The 15,503-nt window shown below is 69.7% G+C and carries 14 protein-coding genes; all 14 read left to right on the forward strand.

The window, feature by feature from the left end:
• The first annotated feature begins 2 nt into the window (after positions 1-2).
• The 14 genes from ybeY to IEY14_RS23280 all read left to right on the forward strand — a co-directional run bounded on the left by ybeY (position 3) and on the right by IEY14_RS23280 (position 15,469).
• Positions 3-545: an rRNA maturation RNase YbeY gene (ybeY, locus tag IEY14_RS23215; RefSeq protein WP_188912816.1), complete on the forward strand. Its 543-nt coding sequence runs from the start codon at positions 3-5 to the stop codon at positions 543-545.
• Positions 546-563: 18 nt separating this feature from the next.
• A complete protein-coding gene (locus IEY14_RS23220; RefSeq protein WP_188912818.1) occupies positions 564-1,613 on the forward strand; it encodes a hemolysin family protein in 1,050 nt (349 codons plus the stop codon).
• A gap of 102 nt (positions 1,614-1,715) precedes the next feature.
• Positions 1,716-3,332: an apolipoprotein N-acyltransferase gene (lnt, locus tag IEY14_RS23225; RefSeq protein ID WP_188912820.1), complete on the forward strand. Its 1,617-nt coding sequence runs from the start codon at positions 1,716-1,718 to the stop codon at positions 3,330-3,332.
• Positions 3,333-3,438: 106 nt separating this feature from the next.
• Entirely contained in the window at positions 3,439-3,873 is a 435-nt protein-coding gene (locus IEY14_RS23230; protein ID WP_188912822.1) for a helix-turn-helix domain-containing protein, read from the forward strand.
• 123 nt (positions 3,874-3,996) lie between these two features.
• Positions 3,997-5,202 (forward strand): methionine adenosyltransferase, encoded by a 1,206-nt coding sequence (metK, locus tag IEY14_RS23235; protein WP_210318562.1) that lies wholly within the window; start codon positions 3,997-3,999, stop codon positions 5,200-5,202.
• 21 nt (positions 5,203-5,223) lie between these two features.
• Positions 5,224-5,934 carry a tRNA (guanine(46)-N(7))-methyltransferase TrmB gene (trmB, locus tag IEY14_RS23240; RefSeq protein WP_188912825.1) on the forward strand — a complete coding sequence of 237 codons (711 nt, stop codon included), beginning with the start codon at positions 5,224-5,226 and terminating at the stop codon, positions 5,932-5,934.
• A 26-nt stretch (positions 5,935-5,960) separates the two neighbouring features.
• Positions 5,961-6,260 (forward strand): putative quinol monooxygenase, encoded by a 300-nt coding sequence (locus IEY14_RS23245; RefSeq protein WP_188912827.1) that lies wholly within the window; start codon positions 5,961-5,963, stop codon positions 6,258-6,260.
• Positions 6,261-6,487: 227 nt separating this feature from the next.
• The gene (gene rimP / locus IEY14_RS23250; RefSeq protein ID WP_244639647.1) at positions 6,488-7,117 is read left to right on the forward strand and encodes a ribosome maturation factor RimP; all 630 of its coding nucleotides are present in this window, start codon (positions 6,488-6,490) and stop codon (positions 7,115-7,117) included.
• Between the two features lie 42 nt (positions 7,118-7,159).
• Positions 7,160-8,764: a transcription termination factor NusA gene (gene nusA, locus IEY14_RS23255; protein ID WP_188912830.1), complete on the forward strand. Its 1,605-nt coding sequence runs from the start codon at positions 7,160-7,162 to the stop codon at positions 8,762-8,764.
• Between the two features lie 37 nt (positions 8,765-8,801).
• Positions 8,802-9,530 carry an RNA-binding protein gene (locus IEY14_RS23260; protein WP_244639652.1) on the forward strand — a complete coding sequence of 243 codons (729 nt, stop codon included), beginning with the start codon at positions 8,802-8,804 and terminating at the stop codon, positions 9,528-9,530.
• The gene (gene infB, locus IEY14_RS23265) at positions 9,531-12,941 is read left to right on the forward strand and encodes a translation initiation factor IF-2 (RefSeq protein ID WP_188912832.1); all 3,411 of its coding nucleotides are present in this window, start codon (positions 9,531-9,533) and stop codon (positions 12,939-12,941) included.
• 132 nt (positions 12,942-13,073) lie between these two features.
• Complete coding sequence (rbfA, locus tag IEY14_RS23270) at positions 13,074-13,496, forward strand: 30S ribosome-binding factor RbfA (protein ID WP_188912833.1); 423 nt, start codon at positions 13,074-13,076, stop codon at positions 13,494-13,496.
• Positions 13,496-14,479: a tRNA pseudouridine(55) synthase TruB gene (gene truB / locus IEY14_RS23275; RefSeq protein WP_188912834.1), complete on the forward strand. Its 984-nt coding sequence runs from the start codon at positions 13,496-13,498 to the stop codon at positions 14,477-14,479. Before rbfA ends, truB begins: the two co-directional genes overlap by 1 nt.
• 156 nt (positions 14,480-14,635) lie before the next feature.
• Positions 14,636-15,469, forward strand: a complete 834-nt coding sequence (locus IEY14_RS23280; RefSeq protein WP_188912835.1) for a PhzF family phenazine biosynthesis protein — start codon at positions 14,636-14,638, stop codon at positions 15,467-15,469.
• Positions 15,470-15,503: the final 34 nt, after the last annotated feature.

The following is a 15,503-nucleotide window of genomic DNA, read 5'->3' on the forward strand; positions in this document are numbered from 1 at the left end:
AGATGAGCGCGCCGCGCGCCGCGAACGATCCTGGCGCGGCGGAGCCCGGCTTCGCCGGTCTTGCCTTGCGTCTTTCGGTGGAGGACGCGGGCTGGGACGCGGCGGGGCTCGGCGATCTCGAAACGCTCGTGTGGCGCGCCGTCGCGGCGGCGGCGGCGGGGGCGGGGCTGCCGGCGACCGTCGGGACCGAGCTCGGCGTTACGCTGGCCGACGACGCGGCGGTGCAGGCGCTGAACGCCGAATGGCGCGGCAAGGACAAGCCGACCAACGTCCTTTCCTTTCCGATCGAGGATCTGATGCCGGGCGAAGGGCCGGGGCCGATGCTGGGCGACCTGATCCTCGCCCGCGAAACGGTGTTCCGCGAGGCCGCTCTCGAAAACAAGTCGCCGGCCGACCATTTCTGTCATCTCGTCGTGCATGGCATGTTACATTGTCTCGGCTACGACCATGAGGACGAGGACGAGGCCGAGGCGATGGAAGCGCTGGAAGTGCGCATTCTCGCCGATCTCGGCATCGCCGATCCCTATGCAGCCATCGAAGTCTGAACAGGAGCCCATCGGGGCATGAATATCCGCAGCATGAACGAAGCGCAGGCCGAGGCAGGCGCCGAACGGGAGGGCCCGAGCGAACGGGTCCGCGAGGAGGACCGAAGTCCCGCAGCGGCGGAAGCCGCTGCCGAAACGACTTGGCCGGGCTTTCTCGCCGGCATGGTCCAGTTCCTCCGCCCCAGAGCGTCGAGCTCGCGCCAGGATCTGGCCGAGGCCCTGTTGAAGGGAACCGGCGACGGCACCTTCTCCTCGGAGGAGCGCGCCATGCTCGCCAATATCCTGGCGCTGCGCGAGGTGCGCGCCTCCGACGTCATGGTGCCGCGCGCCGAGATCCGCGCCATCGAAAGCTCGGCGACGCTCGGCGAGGTGATGCTGGAATTCCAGGAAAGCGGCCATTCCCGCATGCCGGTCTATGGCGAGGATCTCGACGATCCGAAGGGCATGGTGCATTTCCGCGACGTGCTGCTGCATGTCGTGGAGACGGCGCGCGTCCCGTCCGATTCGCGCGGCGAGCGGCTGGACCTCGGGCGGATCACGCTCGACACGCCGATGGAAGCGCTCGGCATCCTGCGCAAGGTGCTCTTCGTGCCGCCGTCGATGCTCGCCTCCGATCTCATGGCGCGCATGCGCTCGACCCGCACGCAGATGGCCCTCGTCATCGACGAATATGGCGGGACCGACGGGCTGGTGACGCTCGAGGACATCATCGAGACCGTCGTCGGCGAGATCGAGGACGAGCATGACGACGAGGAGATGCTGGTCGCCGAGCGCGGCGACGGCGTGTTCGACGTCGATGCGCGGGCCGATCTCGCGGATGTCCGGCGCGTCGTCGGCGCCGATTTCGACGTCGCGCCCTACGAGGACGAGGCCGATACGCTGGGCGGCATGGTCTTCGCCGAGCTCGGCCGGGTGCCGCAGGTCGGCGAGACGCTGGAAATGCTGCCGGGCTTCGTCTTCGAGGTGCTGGAGGCCGATCCCCGCCGGCTGCGCCAGATCCGCATCCGGCGCCGGATGGGCGAGGCGCGGGCGCGCGGCGACGGCGGCGACCACCTGCATCTTTCCTGACGCGGGCCGGCGCCGGGGCGAGCTTCGCGAAAGCCCCGGCGGCCAATCCTTTGTCCGGCGGCCGGGTCGCCGGGACCGGGCCGCGAGCGAAAAAGGGCGCCGATGCTGGAACGACTGGTGGCGGGGATCATCCTCGCCGAGGGCTGGCGGCGCGCGCTGATCGCCTGTCTCGCCGGCGCGCTCCTGGTGCTCGGCCTGCCGCCCTTCGGCTTTCCGGCGGTCGGCTTCCTGTCCTTTCCCATCCTCGTCCTTCTCCTCGACGGCGCCGCCGGCGCGCCGGGAGCGGGGGCGATCCGGCGCCTCCTGCCGGCCTTCCGCATCGGCTGGTGCTTCGGCCTCGGCTATTTCGTCGGCGGTCTCTGGTGGCTCGGCACCGCCATGACGGTGGAGGGCGACGCCTTCCTCTGGGCCATTCCCTTCGCCGTTCTCGGCCTGCCGGCCGTTCTCGCCCTCTATTTCGGCGTCGCCGCGATGGCGGCGCGCGCCATCTGGAGCGAGGGCGCGGCGCGCATCCTGGCGCTCGCCGCCTCGCTCGCCGTCTTCGAATATCTGCGCGGCCATCTCTTCACCGGCTTTCCCTGGAACGAGCTCGGCGTCCTCGCGGCGCCGGTGCCGCTCCTGTCGCAATCGGTCGCGCTCGTCGGCCTGCACGGGCTGACACTTCTCGCCGTCGCCGTCTTCGCCGCGCCCGCGGCGCTGGCCGGCGCGGCGCGGGGCGGGCGGGCCTTCGTCGCTTTCGCGCTTCTTCTTCTCGCCGCCCATCTCGGCTTCGGCGCCTGGCGCCTCGCCGAGCGGCAGGATGCGTCCGTGCCGGATGTCGCGCTGCGCATCGTCCAGCCGAATATCGACCAGAGCGAGAAATGGGACGAGGCCGAGGCCGAGCGGATCTTCGCCCGGCTGCTGCAACTGACGCAGGCGCCGGCGACGCCCGCACCCACCGCCGTCCCCACCGCCGAAACCGCGACCCGGCGCCTGATCGTCTGGCCGGAATCGGCCTTTCCCTTCTTCCTGGTCGAGCGGCCGGACGCCGTCGCCCGGCTGGCGGATGCGATCCTTCCCGGCGAGACGCTGGTCGCCGGCGCCGCCCGGCCGGAGATCGTCGCCGGGGCCGAGCCGCGCTTCTTCAATTCCGTCTATGCGATCGACGACAATGGCGAGATCCTCGACGCGCGCGACAAGCTGCATCTCGTGCCCTTCGGCGAGTATTTCCCGATGGAGGAGGTGCTGAAGCGGCGAATCGGCCTGACGCAGCTGGCCGAGATGCCGGGCGGCTTCTCGGCGGGCGTCGATCGACGCCCGCTCGCGCTGCCGGGCCTGCCGCCGCTCCTCTCGCTCATCTGCTACGAGATCATCTTCCAGGACGAGATCGACGGGCTCGCGGATCGGCCGGGCGCGATCCTCAACGTCACCAACGATGCCTGGTTCGGCGACACGCCCGGACCCTATCAGCATCTGCGGCAGGCCGAGCTGACGGCGACGGCGCTCGGCCTGCCGCTGATCCGCGCCGCCAATACCGGCATCTCCGCCGTGGTGGACGCCTATGGCGTTCCGCGCGACGGCCTCGCCCTCGGCTCGGCCGGCACGATCGAGACGGCGCTGCCGGTGGCGCTGCCGCCGACATTCTTCGCCCGCACCGGCAATTTCATCTTCTGGTTGGCCGTTGCCGGAGCGTTGCTATTTTCCGTCTATGCTGCGCTGCGTGATGCTCGTATCGATTGATTGACTTTGAGGACCGCCTTTGCCACGCCATCCGCCCACGGACGATGGTCTTCGGGCATGGGAAGGGCCGGCTCGGTCGGTTGTATGCAGTTCGCAGGTCGGGGCGATGTCGGACAATAAGAAGAAACCCAACCCGGTCGATATCCATGTCGGGTCGCGGGTCCGCCTTCGTCGCACGATGCTCGGAATGAGCCAGGAGCGGCTCGGCGAAAGCCTGGGGATAACCTTCCAGCAGATCCAGAAATACGAGAAGGGCTCCAACCGCATCGGGGCGTCGCGCCTGCAGAAGATGGGCGAGGTGCTGAGCGTGCCGATCGCCTTCTTCTTCGAGGACGCGCCGAACGGTGCCGCCACGCCGGACGGGTTCCAGGAAGGCCAGGGCCCGAACTACGTGGTCGATTTCCTCTCGACCGCCGAGGGCCTGCAGCTCAGCCGTGCCTTCATGAAGATCGCCGACCCGAAAGTCCGGCGCCGGATCATCGATCTCGTGCGCACGCTCGGCGAGGCGTCCGAGGACGAGGGCGGTTCCGGCCGTTCCTGAGCGCGAGTTCAGTATAGCGGACCCGTCGATTTTGCTTGACCAGGGCGGGAATGGCCTGCGATGGCCGGAATCCACGCGGCGCCGGCCACTCCCGTCCGTTGCCGCGCAAGGGGACCGATGATGGTGCAGGGCGACTATCTCTTTACTTCCGAAAGCGTTTCCGAAGGACATCCGGACAAGGTCTGCGATCGCATTTCGGACGAGGTCGTGGATCTCTTCTATCGCGAGGCCAAGAAGTCCGGCATGGACCCGGCGCTGGTCCGCGTCGCCTGCGAGACGCTCGCCACCACCAATCGCATCGTGATCGCCGGGGAGGTGCGCTGCTCGCTCACCGAGAAGGAGATGCGCTCCAAGGTGAAGTCGGCGGCGCGCAAGGCGGTGAAGGCCATCGGCTACGAGCAGGACGGCTTCCACTGGAAGAAGGCCAAGATCGACATCCTCCTGCACAAGCAGTCGGCCGATATCGCGCAGGGCGTCGATGCCTCCGGCAACAAGGACGAGGGCGCCGGCGACCAGGGCATCATGTTCGGCTATGCCTGCCGCGAGACGCCGGACTTGATGCCGGCCCCGATCTACTATGCCCACAAGATTCTCGAACGGCTGGCCAAGGCCCGCAAGACGGGCGAGGGCGAGGCCGGCAAGCTCGGCCCCGACGCCAAGAGCCAGGTGACGGTGCGCTATCGCGGCGGCAAGCCGAGCGAGGTCGTCTCGATCGTGCTCTCGACCCAGCATCTCGACGAGAACCTCACCTCCGAGGACGTGCGCCGCATCGTCGAGCCCTTCGTGCGCGAGGCGCTGGAGGGACTGACCATCGCCGAGACCTGCGTCTGGCACGTCAACCCGACCGGCAAGTTCGTCATCGGCGGCCCGGACGGCGATGCCGGCCTCACCGGCCGCAAGATCATCGTCGACACCTATGGCGGCGCGGCGCCGCATGGCGGCGGCGCGTTCTCCGGCAAGGACCCGACCAAGGTCGACCGCTCGGCCGCCTATGCGGCGCGCTATCTCGCCAAGAACATCGTCGCGGCCAAGCTCGCCGAGCGCTGCACGATCCAGCTCTCCTACGCGATCGGCGTCGCCGAGCCGCTGTCGATCTATGTCGATCTCCACGGCACCGGCACGGTGGGCGAGGCGGAAGTCGAGAAGGCGATTCGCCAGACGATGCAGCTGACGCCCCGCGCCATCCGCGAGCATCTGGAACTGACGCGTCCGATCTATGCCCGCACCAGCGCCTACGGCCATTTCGGCCGCAAGGCCGGGCGCGACGGTTCCTTCTCCTGGGAGAAGACCGATCTCGCGCCCAAGCTGAAGGCCGCCTTGTCCGCCTGACGGCCGAAAGGAACGAGCATCATGTCCGACGGGGAGGGGGCGGCGTATCCGACGCGCCGCCGCGAGGCGTTCTTCGGGCGCGTCATGGGCAAGACGCTGCGGCCGCGCCAGGCGGAGCTGTTCGACACGCTCCTGCCGTCGCTGGCGCTCGATCTGTCGCGGCCGGCGCCGGAGCGGCTGGAGACGCTGTTTCCGCAGCCGGTCGAGGCGGTGCGCCTGGAGATCGGTTTCGGCGGCGGCGAGCATCTCCTGTCGATGGCCGATCGCTTTCCCCGGACCGGCTTCATCGGCGCCGAGGCCTTCCGCAACGGCATCGCCAAGCTCCTCGTCGATCTGGAGGAGGCGCCGCGCCCCAATCTGCGGCTGCATCCGGACGACGCGACGCTGCTTCTCGACTGGCTGCCGCCGGCCTCGCTGGCGGGTGTCGACCTGTTCTATCCCGATCCCTGGCCGAAGCGCCGGCACTGGAAGCGGCGCTTCGTCTCGCCGGTCAATCTCGACCGCCTGGCGCGGGCGATCCGCCCGGGCGGCCTCTTCCGCTTCGCGTCCGATATCGACACCTATGTCGACTGGACGCTGCGCGCCTGCCGCGACCACGCGGCCTTCGCCTGGACGGCGAGGCGCGCCAGCGACTGGCACCGGCCCTTCGAGGGCTGGCCGGGCACGCGCTACGAGGCGAAGGCCTTGCGGGAAGGCCGGCGCCCGGCCTATCTCACCTTCCTGAGGTCATGAGCTTGGCCGCCTAACGGGAAAGTCCCATGCTTCTGATTCTCGGCACCGTGCGCCTGCCGGCGGCGAATCTGGAGGCGGCGCGGCCGGTCATGCTGCGGATGGTCGAGGCGAGTCGCGCCGAAGACGGCTGTCTCGACTATGTCTATGCCGAGGACATCGGCGATCGCGGCCTCATCCATGTGAAGGAGCGCTGGCGCGACCGGGCGGCCCTGGCGCGGCACTTCCAGTCCGCGCATATCGCGGCATGGCGCGCCGCCTGGGCCGGCTTCGGCATCGGGGAACGCGCCCTCTCGCTCTACGAGGTCGGCGCGCCGGAAGCCGTCTGAGCGCCCCCGAAAAGGCGCGAAGCGGCGAGCCCGCGCGAGGCGGCTTGATCCGGCGGGCGGATTGTCATATATCCCGCATCGAATTCTCTGCGACACCGTCGAGAGTGGGTCCCACCGGTCCCGCTCTTTTTTATTATCGGAACCTGTTCCGGGCATGGCGGGCGGTGGCGCAACTCGATCCGAAAGGCCCGGCGGCACGCCGTCTCGGGCAGCTGCGCGGAGTTCTGGTGACCGATACCGTCGCGACGAATCCTTCCTCCTCGGCGTCCGAGCGGCGCCTCGTGACCGAGGCGGGCCTCGAGGGCCGCATCGCCGCGATCGTCGAGCCGGTGGCCGAGCAGATCGGCTTTCGCCTCGTGCGGGTGAAGCTGTCGCAGATGAACGGCATGACCCTCCAGATCATGGCGGAGCGGCCGGACGGCACCATGTCGATCGAGGATTGCGAGATGCTCAGCCGCGCGGTTTCGCCCGTTCTCGACATCGAGGACCCGATCGATCGCGAATATCACCTGGAAGTGTCCTCGCCGGGCATCGACCGGCCGCTAGTGCGGCGCGGCGATTTCGAGGCCTGGGCGGGCCATCTGACGAAGGTCGAGGCGAATCGGCTGGTCGACGGGCGCAAGCGCTGGCGCGGCCGGATCGTCGGCGTCGAGGCGGACCATGTCCGCTTCGAGCGCGACCAGGTGACGGGCGACGAAGCCGCGCTCGTGGACATTCCCTTCGATGCGATCGGCGATGCGCGTCTCGTCCTCACCGACGATCTGATCGATGCCGCGTTGAAGGCCGACAAGGCGGCGCGCCGGGGGCAGTTTTCCGGCGATGCCGACAACGACAACGACGAAAAGGCCGGCGGCTGAGCCCCTGAAGGGCGCGCGTCGCGGGCAAGGAGACCCAGGAAGATGGCAGTCAGTGCGAACCGGCTCGAGCTTCTGCAGATCGCGGACGCCGTCGCGCGCGAGAAGTCGATCGACCGCGAGATCGTGATCGAGGCGATGGCGGACGCCATCCAGAAGGCGGCCCGGTCGCGCTACGGCCAGGAAACCAATATCCGCGTCGACATCAACACGCGCACCGGCGAGATGAAGCTGCAGCGCCTCCTCGAAGTGGTGGAGGATGTCGAGAATCCGGCGACGCAGATCTATCTCGATCTCGCTCGCGATAAGAATCCCGACGCCGAGCCGGGCGACTTCATCGCCGAGCAGCTGCCGCCGATGGATTTCGGCCGCATCGCGGCGCAGTCGGCCAAGCAGGTCATCGTGCAGAAGGTGCGCGAGGCCGAGCGCGACAAGCAGTACGAGGAATATCACGACCGCGTCGGCGAGATCGTCAACGGCACGGTGAAGCGCGTCGAATACGGCAATGTGATCGTCGATCTCGGCAAGGGCGAGGGCATCATCCGCCGCGACGAGCAGATCCCGCGCGAGCTCTTCCGCTACGGCGACCGGGTGCGGGCCTATATCTACGACGTGCGCCGCGAGCCGCGCGGGCCGCAGATCTTCCTGTCGCGCACCCATCCGCAGTTCATGGCGAAGCTCTTCGCGATGGAAGTGCCGGAGATCTACGACGGCATCATCACGATCAAGGCGGTGGCCCGCGATCCGGGCTCGCGCGCCAAGATCGCCGTCGTCTCGCGCGATTCGTCGGTCGATCCGGTCGGCGCCTGCGTCGGCATGCGCGGCAGCCGCGTCCAGGCGGTGGTCGGCGAATTGCAGGGCGAGAAGATCGACATCATTCCCTGGCAGCCGGACGCCGCGTCCTTCCTCGTCAACGCCCTTCAGCCGGCGCAGGTGACGAAGGTCGTGCTCGACGAGGATGCCGAGCGCATTGAAGTCGTGGTGCCGGATGACCAATTGTCTCTGGCGATCGGACGGCGCGGCCAGAACGTGCGCCTCGCCTCGCAGCTCACCGGCTGGGACATTGACATCCTCACCGAGCAGGAGGAGTCGGAGCGGCGGCAGAAGGAATTCGCCGAGCGGTCGGACCTGTTCATGAACGCGCTGAACGTCGACGAGATGGTCGGCCAGCTGCTCGCCTCGGAAGGCTTTTCCTCGGTGGAGGAAGTGGCCTATGTCGATGCCGACGAGGTCGCCTCCATCGACGGCTTCGACGAGGACACGGCGGCGGAGATCCAGAACCGCGCCCGCGACTATCTCGATCGCCGCGAGGCGGAATTCGACGACAAGCGCAAGGCGCTCGGCGTCGCCGACGAGCTGAAGGAGATCGACGGGCTGCGCACCGAGATGCTGGTCGCGCTCGGCGAGGACGGCATCAAGACGATCGAGGACTTTGCCGGCTGCGCCGTCGACGATCTCGTCGGCTGGACGGAGCGCAAGGACGGCGAGGTGAAGAAGTTCGACGGCGCGCTGTCGAAGTTCGAGCTCAGCCGCGCCGAGGCCGAGACCATGATCCTGAAGGCGCGCCTGAAGGCGGGCTGGATCACGGAGGACGAGGCGCCGGCGGAAGGTGAGGAAGGGGAAGAAGGCGTCGAGGCGGCGGCTGAGTAAGCCGTCAAGGGCCTGATGCCGGAACGGTGCGATGCGGATGGCGGACGACGACGAGATGAACCCGCGCATGTGCATCGTCTCGCGGCAGAGCTTCGAGACGGATCGGCTGATCCGCTTCGTCGCCTCGCCCGACGGGCAGGTGGTGCCGGATCTGAAGCGCCGGCTGCCGGGGCGCGGCGTCCATGTCGAGGCGCGGCGCGAGGTGGTGGAACTTGCGGTGCGCCGCAAGCTTTTCGGACGGGCGCTGAAGGCGGAGGCGAGAGCCGGCGAGGATCTGCCGGATGTCGTGGACGCGGTGCTGAAACGCGCCGCGCTCGGGTTTCTGGGGCTGGCCCGCAAGGCCGGCTCGGTCGTGTCCGGCGCCTCGCGCGTCGACGCGGCGGTCCGCGCGGGAGCGGCTCTCGCCGTGATCCATGCCGAGGACGCGGCCGCCGACGGCATTCGCAAGATCGACGCGGCGCGCTTCGCGGCGGCCGCGATCGAGGAGACGGAAGAAATACCCGCCTTTCGGCCGGCCTCGTCGGACGAATTGGGTTTGGCCATCGGCGGGGACAATGTGATACATGCGGCCGTCCTTGCCGGAGAGGCGGGCGCAGCTCTTCTCAAGCGCCTCGAGGCGCTGGCGAACTATCGGGGCGTGTGCCCCGGGAGGAGCCCTCGTTTGGGGCAAGCGGTTCGCGACGATGACGGACGGCGGATCCCCGACGAGGATCCCGGCATGGATGACGGGCTTGGGAGCGATCCTGCCCAGGAAGCGGAACTGTAGATGAACGACACGAAATCCGGCGACGACAAGACGCTGAGCGTGACCACGAAGAAGACTTTGTCCCTGAAGCCCGGTGGCGGCGCGCAGCAGTCGACCGTGCGCCAGAATTTCTCGCACGGCCGTACGAACAACGTCGTGGTCGAGACCAAGAAGCGCCGGGTCGTGCGGCCGGAGGACGGCAAGCCCGAGCCGGCGCCGGTGCCCGCACCCGCGCCCGCCGCGGCGAAGCCCGCCGTGCCCGCTCCGGCGGCCGCCGCCCCGCGCCCCGCGCCGAGCCAGCCCGCTCCGGCGAGCCCGGCTCCGGTCGAGGCTGCCGCGCCGCGTCCGGCCGCCCCGGTGACGCCGGCGCCGCAGCCGGCCCCGGCCCCGGTGGTGGCGAAGGAGCCCGAGCCGCGCCCGGCCGCCCCGACGCCTGCTCCGGTTCCGGCGGCTCCCGCCCCGGCTCCGGCGGCGGCGCAGCCGGCTCCCTCCGCTCCTGTCGCGTCGGCTCCGGCCGCCGCCGCGCCCGAGGCCAAGTCCGTTGCCGCCGCGCCCGAAGCGTCGCGTCCCGCGCCGGCCGCGCCGCAGCCGAGCGCGCCGCGCCCGGCCGAGACGCCGCGCGCCGAGAATCGCCCGGCGCCCGCCCAGGATCAGCGCCGTCCCGGCGCGCCCGGTGCGAGCCAGAATCGTCCGGGTTCCGGCCCGCAGGGTGCCGGCCGTCCCGGCCAGTCCGGCGCGCCGCAGCCGGCGCGCGGTCCCTCGGGGGCTCCCATCAGCCGTCCGGCGTCCGGTGCTCCGGGCGGCCGTCCCGGCGCGCCGCAGGGCGCCCGTCCCGGCCAGTCCGGCGCGCCCGGCGCCCGGCAGCCGCGCGGCGCCGTCCTGAGCGACCTCTCGTCCCGCGAGATGGACGCCCGTCGGCGCGCGCTCGAACTCGCGCGGCAGCGCGAGGCCGAAGACAAGCGCCTCTTCCGCGAGGAGGAGGCCCGTCGCGTCGCCGAGGACGAGCGTCGTCGCCGCGAGCGCGAGGAAAGCGAGCTGCGCCAGCTCGAGGAACAGATCCGGCTCGAGGCCGAGGCCGAGGCCCGCAAGAAGGCGGAGGAGGAGGCCGCGCGTCGCGCCGCGTCCGAGCCGCCGCGTGAGCGGGACCGCGAGCGCGAATCGCGCGACGGCCGGTCGCAGGGCTCCTATGCGCCGTCCTATCGGTCGGGTGCCGGCGAATCGCGCGGCCCGCGTCCGGGTGGCGCGGCGGGCGGTCCCGGCCGCGGTCCCGGCGGTCCGGGTGGTGCCGGCCGCAGCGCCGGTGGCCCCGGCGGTGCCGGTCGCAGCGCGGGTGGACCGGGCGGCGTCGGTCGCCCCGGCGGCGGCGGCGGTTTCACGCCGGCTCCGAGCCCGATCGGCGGCGGTTTCGAAGAGGATGCGAGCAGCCGTGGCGCGCCGCGTGGCATCGGTGCGCGTCGCGCGCCGACGGCCCGGCCGGGCGCGGCGGCGCGTCCCGACGCGGCGGCCAAGCCGACCCGCACGACGCGCGGCGCCGACGATCGGCGCGGCGGCAAGCTGACGCTCGATAAGGCGCTGACCAGCGAGGAGGGCGCGCGCGGCCGCTCGCTGTCGTCGATGCGGCGACGGCAGGAGAAGTTCAAGCGCTCGCAGATGAACCAGCCGCGGGAGAAGATCGTGCGCGAAGTGACGGTCCCGGAGACGATCACGCTCCAGGAGCTCGCCAACCGCATGACCGAGCGCGCGGTGGACGTCGTGAAGTTCCTGATGAGCCAGGGACAGATGATGAAGCCCGGCGACGTGATCGACGGCGATCTCGCCGAGCTGATCGCGACCGAGTTCGGCCATACGGTGAAGCGCGTCGCCGCCTCGGACATCGAGGAGGGCTTCTTCAACGTCGCCGACGATATCGAGAAGATGCAGCCGCGTCCGCCGGTCGTCACCATCATGGGCCATGTCGATCATGGCAAGACCTCGCTGCTCGACGCGATCCGCAAGACCAATGTCGTGTCGGGCGAGGCCGGTGGCATCACCCAGCATATCGGCGCCTATCAGATCGACTACGAGGATCGGAAGATCACCTTCATCGACACGCCCGGCCACGAGGCCTTCACGGCGATGCGCGCCCGCGGCGCGCAGGCGACGGACATCGCCGTGCTCGTGGTGGCGGCCGACGATTCGGTGATGCCGCAGACGGTCGAGTCCATCCGCCACGCCAAGGCGGCGGGCGTGCCGATCATCGTGGCGATCAACAAGATCGACCGCGCCTCGGCCGATCCGGTGCGGGTGCGCACGCAGCTCCTCCAGCACGAGGTCTTCGTGGAATCCCTCGGTGGTGAGGTGCTCGACGTCGAGGTGTCGGCGAAGACCGGCACCGGCATCGACAATCTGATCGAGGCGATCCTGCTCCAGGCCGAGCTTCTGGACCTCAAGGCCGATCCCGACCGCACGGCGGAAGGTGTCGTCATCGAGGCGCAGCTCGATCGCGGTCGCGGCCCGGTGGCGACGGTTCTCGTCCAGGCCGGCACGCTGAAGACCGGCGACATCGTCGTCGCCGGCGACATGTGGGGCCGCGTGCGCGCCATCGTCGACGACATGGGGCGCCAGCTCAAGGAGGCGCCGCCCTCCATGCCGGTCGAGGTCCTCGGCCTTTCCGGCACGCCGGGCGCGGGCGACCGCTTCGCCGTCGTCTCCGACGAGGCGCGGGCGCGCGAGATCTCCGAATACCGTCAGCGTCTCGCCCGCGAGAAGCAGGTGGCCAAGGCCGCCGGCCAGCGCGGTTCGCTCGAGCAGATGATGAGCCAGCTCCAGTCCACCGGGCTGAAGGAGTTCCCGCTCCTCATCAAGGGCGACGTGCAGGGTTCGGTCGAGGCCATCCAGGTGGCGCTCGAGCGGCTCGGCAACGACGAGGTCAAGGCGCGGATCGTCCATTCGGGCGCCGGCGCGATCACCGAGTCGGACGTCCAGCTGGCCTCGACGGTGGATGCCGCGATCATCGGCTTCAACGTCCGCGCCAATGCGCAGGCCCGACAGGCGGCCGAAGCGCAGGGCATCGAGATCCGCTACTACAACATCATCTACGACCTCGTGGATGACGTGAAGTCGGCGATGTCGGGCCTCCTGTCGCCGGAGCGTCGCGAGACCTTCATCGGCAATGCCGAGATCCTGGAGGTCTTCCAGATCACCAAGATCGGCAAGGTCGCGGGCTGCCGCGTCACCGAGGGCAAGGTCGAGCGCGGCGCGGGCGTCCGCCTGATCCGCAACGGCGTGGTGATCCACGAGGGAACGCTGAAGACCCTCAAGCGCTTCAAGGACGAAGTGGCGGAGGTGCCGGGCGGCCAGGAATGCGGCATGGCCTTCCAGAACTACGACAACATCCTGGCGGGCGACGTCATCGAGTGCTTCCGCGTGGAGCACGTCGCCCGCACGCTCTGAGGTTCCGCACCTCGACGGGCGGCATGACGAACCCGGCCCTCGCGCCGGGTTCGCTTTTGCTGAGGGACCGGCGACGGACGCGCTCCTGGCGCGCCCGACACCCTTTCCATTGCTCATTCGAAAACCGAAGCCATGGCTAGACACAAGAACCAGACCAAGGGTCCGTCGCAGCGCCAGCTTTCCGTGGGCGAGGAGGTGCGGCACGGCCTCTCCGCCATTCTCGGGCGCCACGAAATCGACGATCCGGTGATCGAGAAGACGGTGATCTCGGTCTCGGAGGTTCGCATGTCGCCGGACCTGAAGCTCGCCACCGCCTATGTCACCGCCTTCGGGCAGGAAGACATGGCGCCGACGGTCGAGGCGCTGAACCGCCACGCCCGCTTCTTGCGCGGCCGGCTGACCCCGATGCTGCGCCAGATGAAATACATGCCGGAGGTTCGGTTTCGCGCCGACGACTCCTTCGACAACTATGCCCGGATCGACCAGCTGCTCCGCTCGCCGGAAGTGGCCCGCGATCTCGACGGCGAACAGGAAACGGATAGGGACGATAATTGATGTCGCGTCGCGGCAAGAAGCCGAAGGGCCGGGCGATTTCCGGTTGGATCATCCTCGACAAGCCGAAGGGCCTCGGCTCGACGGATGCGGTTTCCAAGATTAAGTGGTTGTATTTCGCGCAGAAGGCCGGCCATGCCGGCACGCTCGACCCGCTCGCCTCCGGCATGCTGCCGATCGCGCTCGGCGATGCGACGAAGACCGTCCCCTTCGTGATGGACGGCGAGAAGACCTATCGCTTCACGGTGCAGTGGGGCGCCGAGACCACGACCGACGACACGGAAGGGCCGGTGGTGCGCGCTTCCGAGGCGCGCCCGTCGCGCGCCGCCATCGAGGCGCTGATTCCCGCCTATAGCGGCGAGATCAGCCAGGTGCCGCCGCAGTTCTCGGCGATCAAGATCGCCGGCGAGCGCGCCTATGATCTCGCCCGCGAGGGCGAGGTGGTGGAGATCGCGGCGCGCACCGTGCTCGTCCACCGCCTGGAGATCATGGAGATGCGCGAGAGCGCGACCGTCTTCGAGGTCGATTGCGGCAAGGGCACCTATGTGCGCTCGATCGCCCGCGACATGGGGCGCGATCTCGGCTGCTTCGGCCATGTCACGGAGCTGCGCCGCCTCGCGGTCGGCGCCTTCGAGGAAGACGACATGGTGACGCTGGACGAGCTCGAGGCCGCCGCCGAGGAGGGTCGCGAAACGCTCGAGCCGGAGGCGCTGGAAGCCGGCGCCAGGCCGCGCGTCGTCGATTTCGCGCCGCTGGACGAATATCTGATCGAGGCGGAGGCCGCCTTGTCCGATCTCTACGAGGTGGCGCTGACGGACGAGCAGGCGGGCCGGGTGCTCGCCGGCAATCCGGTGCTGCTGCGCGGCCGCGATGCGCCCGCCTTCTGCGAGGAGGCCTATGCCACCGGCCATGGCCGCCTCATCGCACTCGGCGCCGTGGAGGAAGGCTCCTTCCGCCCGAAGCGCGTCTTCGGCGGCCGCGGCTGAAATCGCGGCGGGCGACGGCCCTGCCACGACGAAGATAGAGGAGGGCCGCCCCTGGGGCGGCCCTTTTCGTTTGCGATCCGGCCTTGGCTGCGCGACGGATGAGGGGTGGCCCGGCGTGGTTGTCTCCGCCGAGCGTCCGAGAGGGGAGCGACCATCATGAAGCGGCGATTCATCCAGTGCGACGTCTTCTCGGCGGTGCCGACGCGCGGCAACGGGCTCGCGGTCGTCGTCGACGGCGAGGGGCTGTCGGACGCGGAGATGCAGCGCTTCGCCGCCTGGACCAATCTCGCCGAGACGACCTTCCTTCTGCCGCCCGAGACCCCGGAGGCGGATTACCGCGTCCGCATCTTCACGGTGAGCCGCGAGCTGCCCTTCGCGGGCCATCCGACGCTCGGCAGCTGCATGGCCTGGCTCGCCGCCGGCGGGCGGCCGAAGCGGCCGGGCACCGTCCGGCAGGAATGCGCCGTCGGCCTCGTGGAGGTCGAGATCGGCGGAGCCGTGCCGGCCTTCCGCGCGCCTCCGACCACCGTCGCGCCCCTGGAGCCGAGAGACGTGGCAGCGCTCGCCGCCGCGCTGGGTCTCGATGCGGCGGATGTCCGGCGAGCGGCGCGGCTCGTCAACGGGCCGGTCTGGCATGTTCTCGAACTCGCCGACGCCGCCAAGGTGCTGGCGGTCGATCCGTCCCGCGCCCGCTGGCCCGAGGACCTCTTCGTCGGCCTGATCGGCGCGCATCCGCCCGGCGGCGAATGCGACTTCGAGGTGCGGATGTTCGAACTGTCGAACGCCGTGATCGAGGACCCGATCACCGGCTCGCTGAATGCCGCCATCGCGCAATGGATGCGGGCGGAGGGACGGCTCGATACGCCGCTCACCATCGCCCAGGGCACAGCCATCGGCCGGCTCGGCCGCGTCCATATCCGGCCCGACGGCGAGGGCGTCCTGATCGGCGGCGCGGTCAGCCTTCTGATCGAGGGCGCGCTCGATCTCTAAGCATCCCAAGGCCGGACAAAGGCGGCCGCGAGCG

The sequence above is a fragment of the Aureimonas endophytica genome, from assembly GCF_014642635.1.
Lineage (GTDB): Bacteria > Pseudomonadota > Alphaproteobacteria > Rhizobiales > Rhizobiaceae > Plantimonas > Plantimonas endophytica.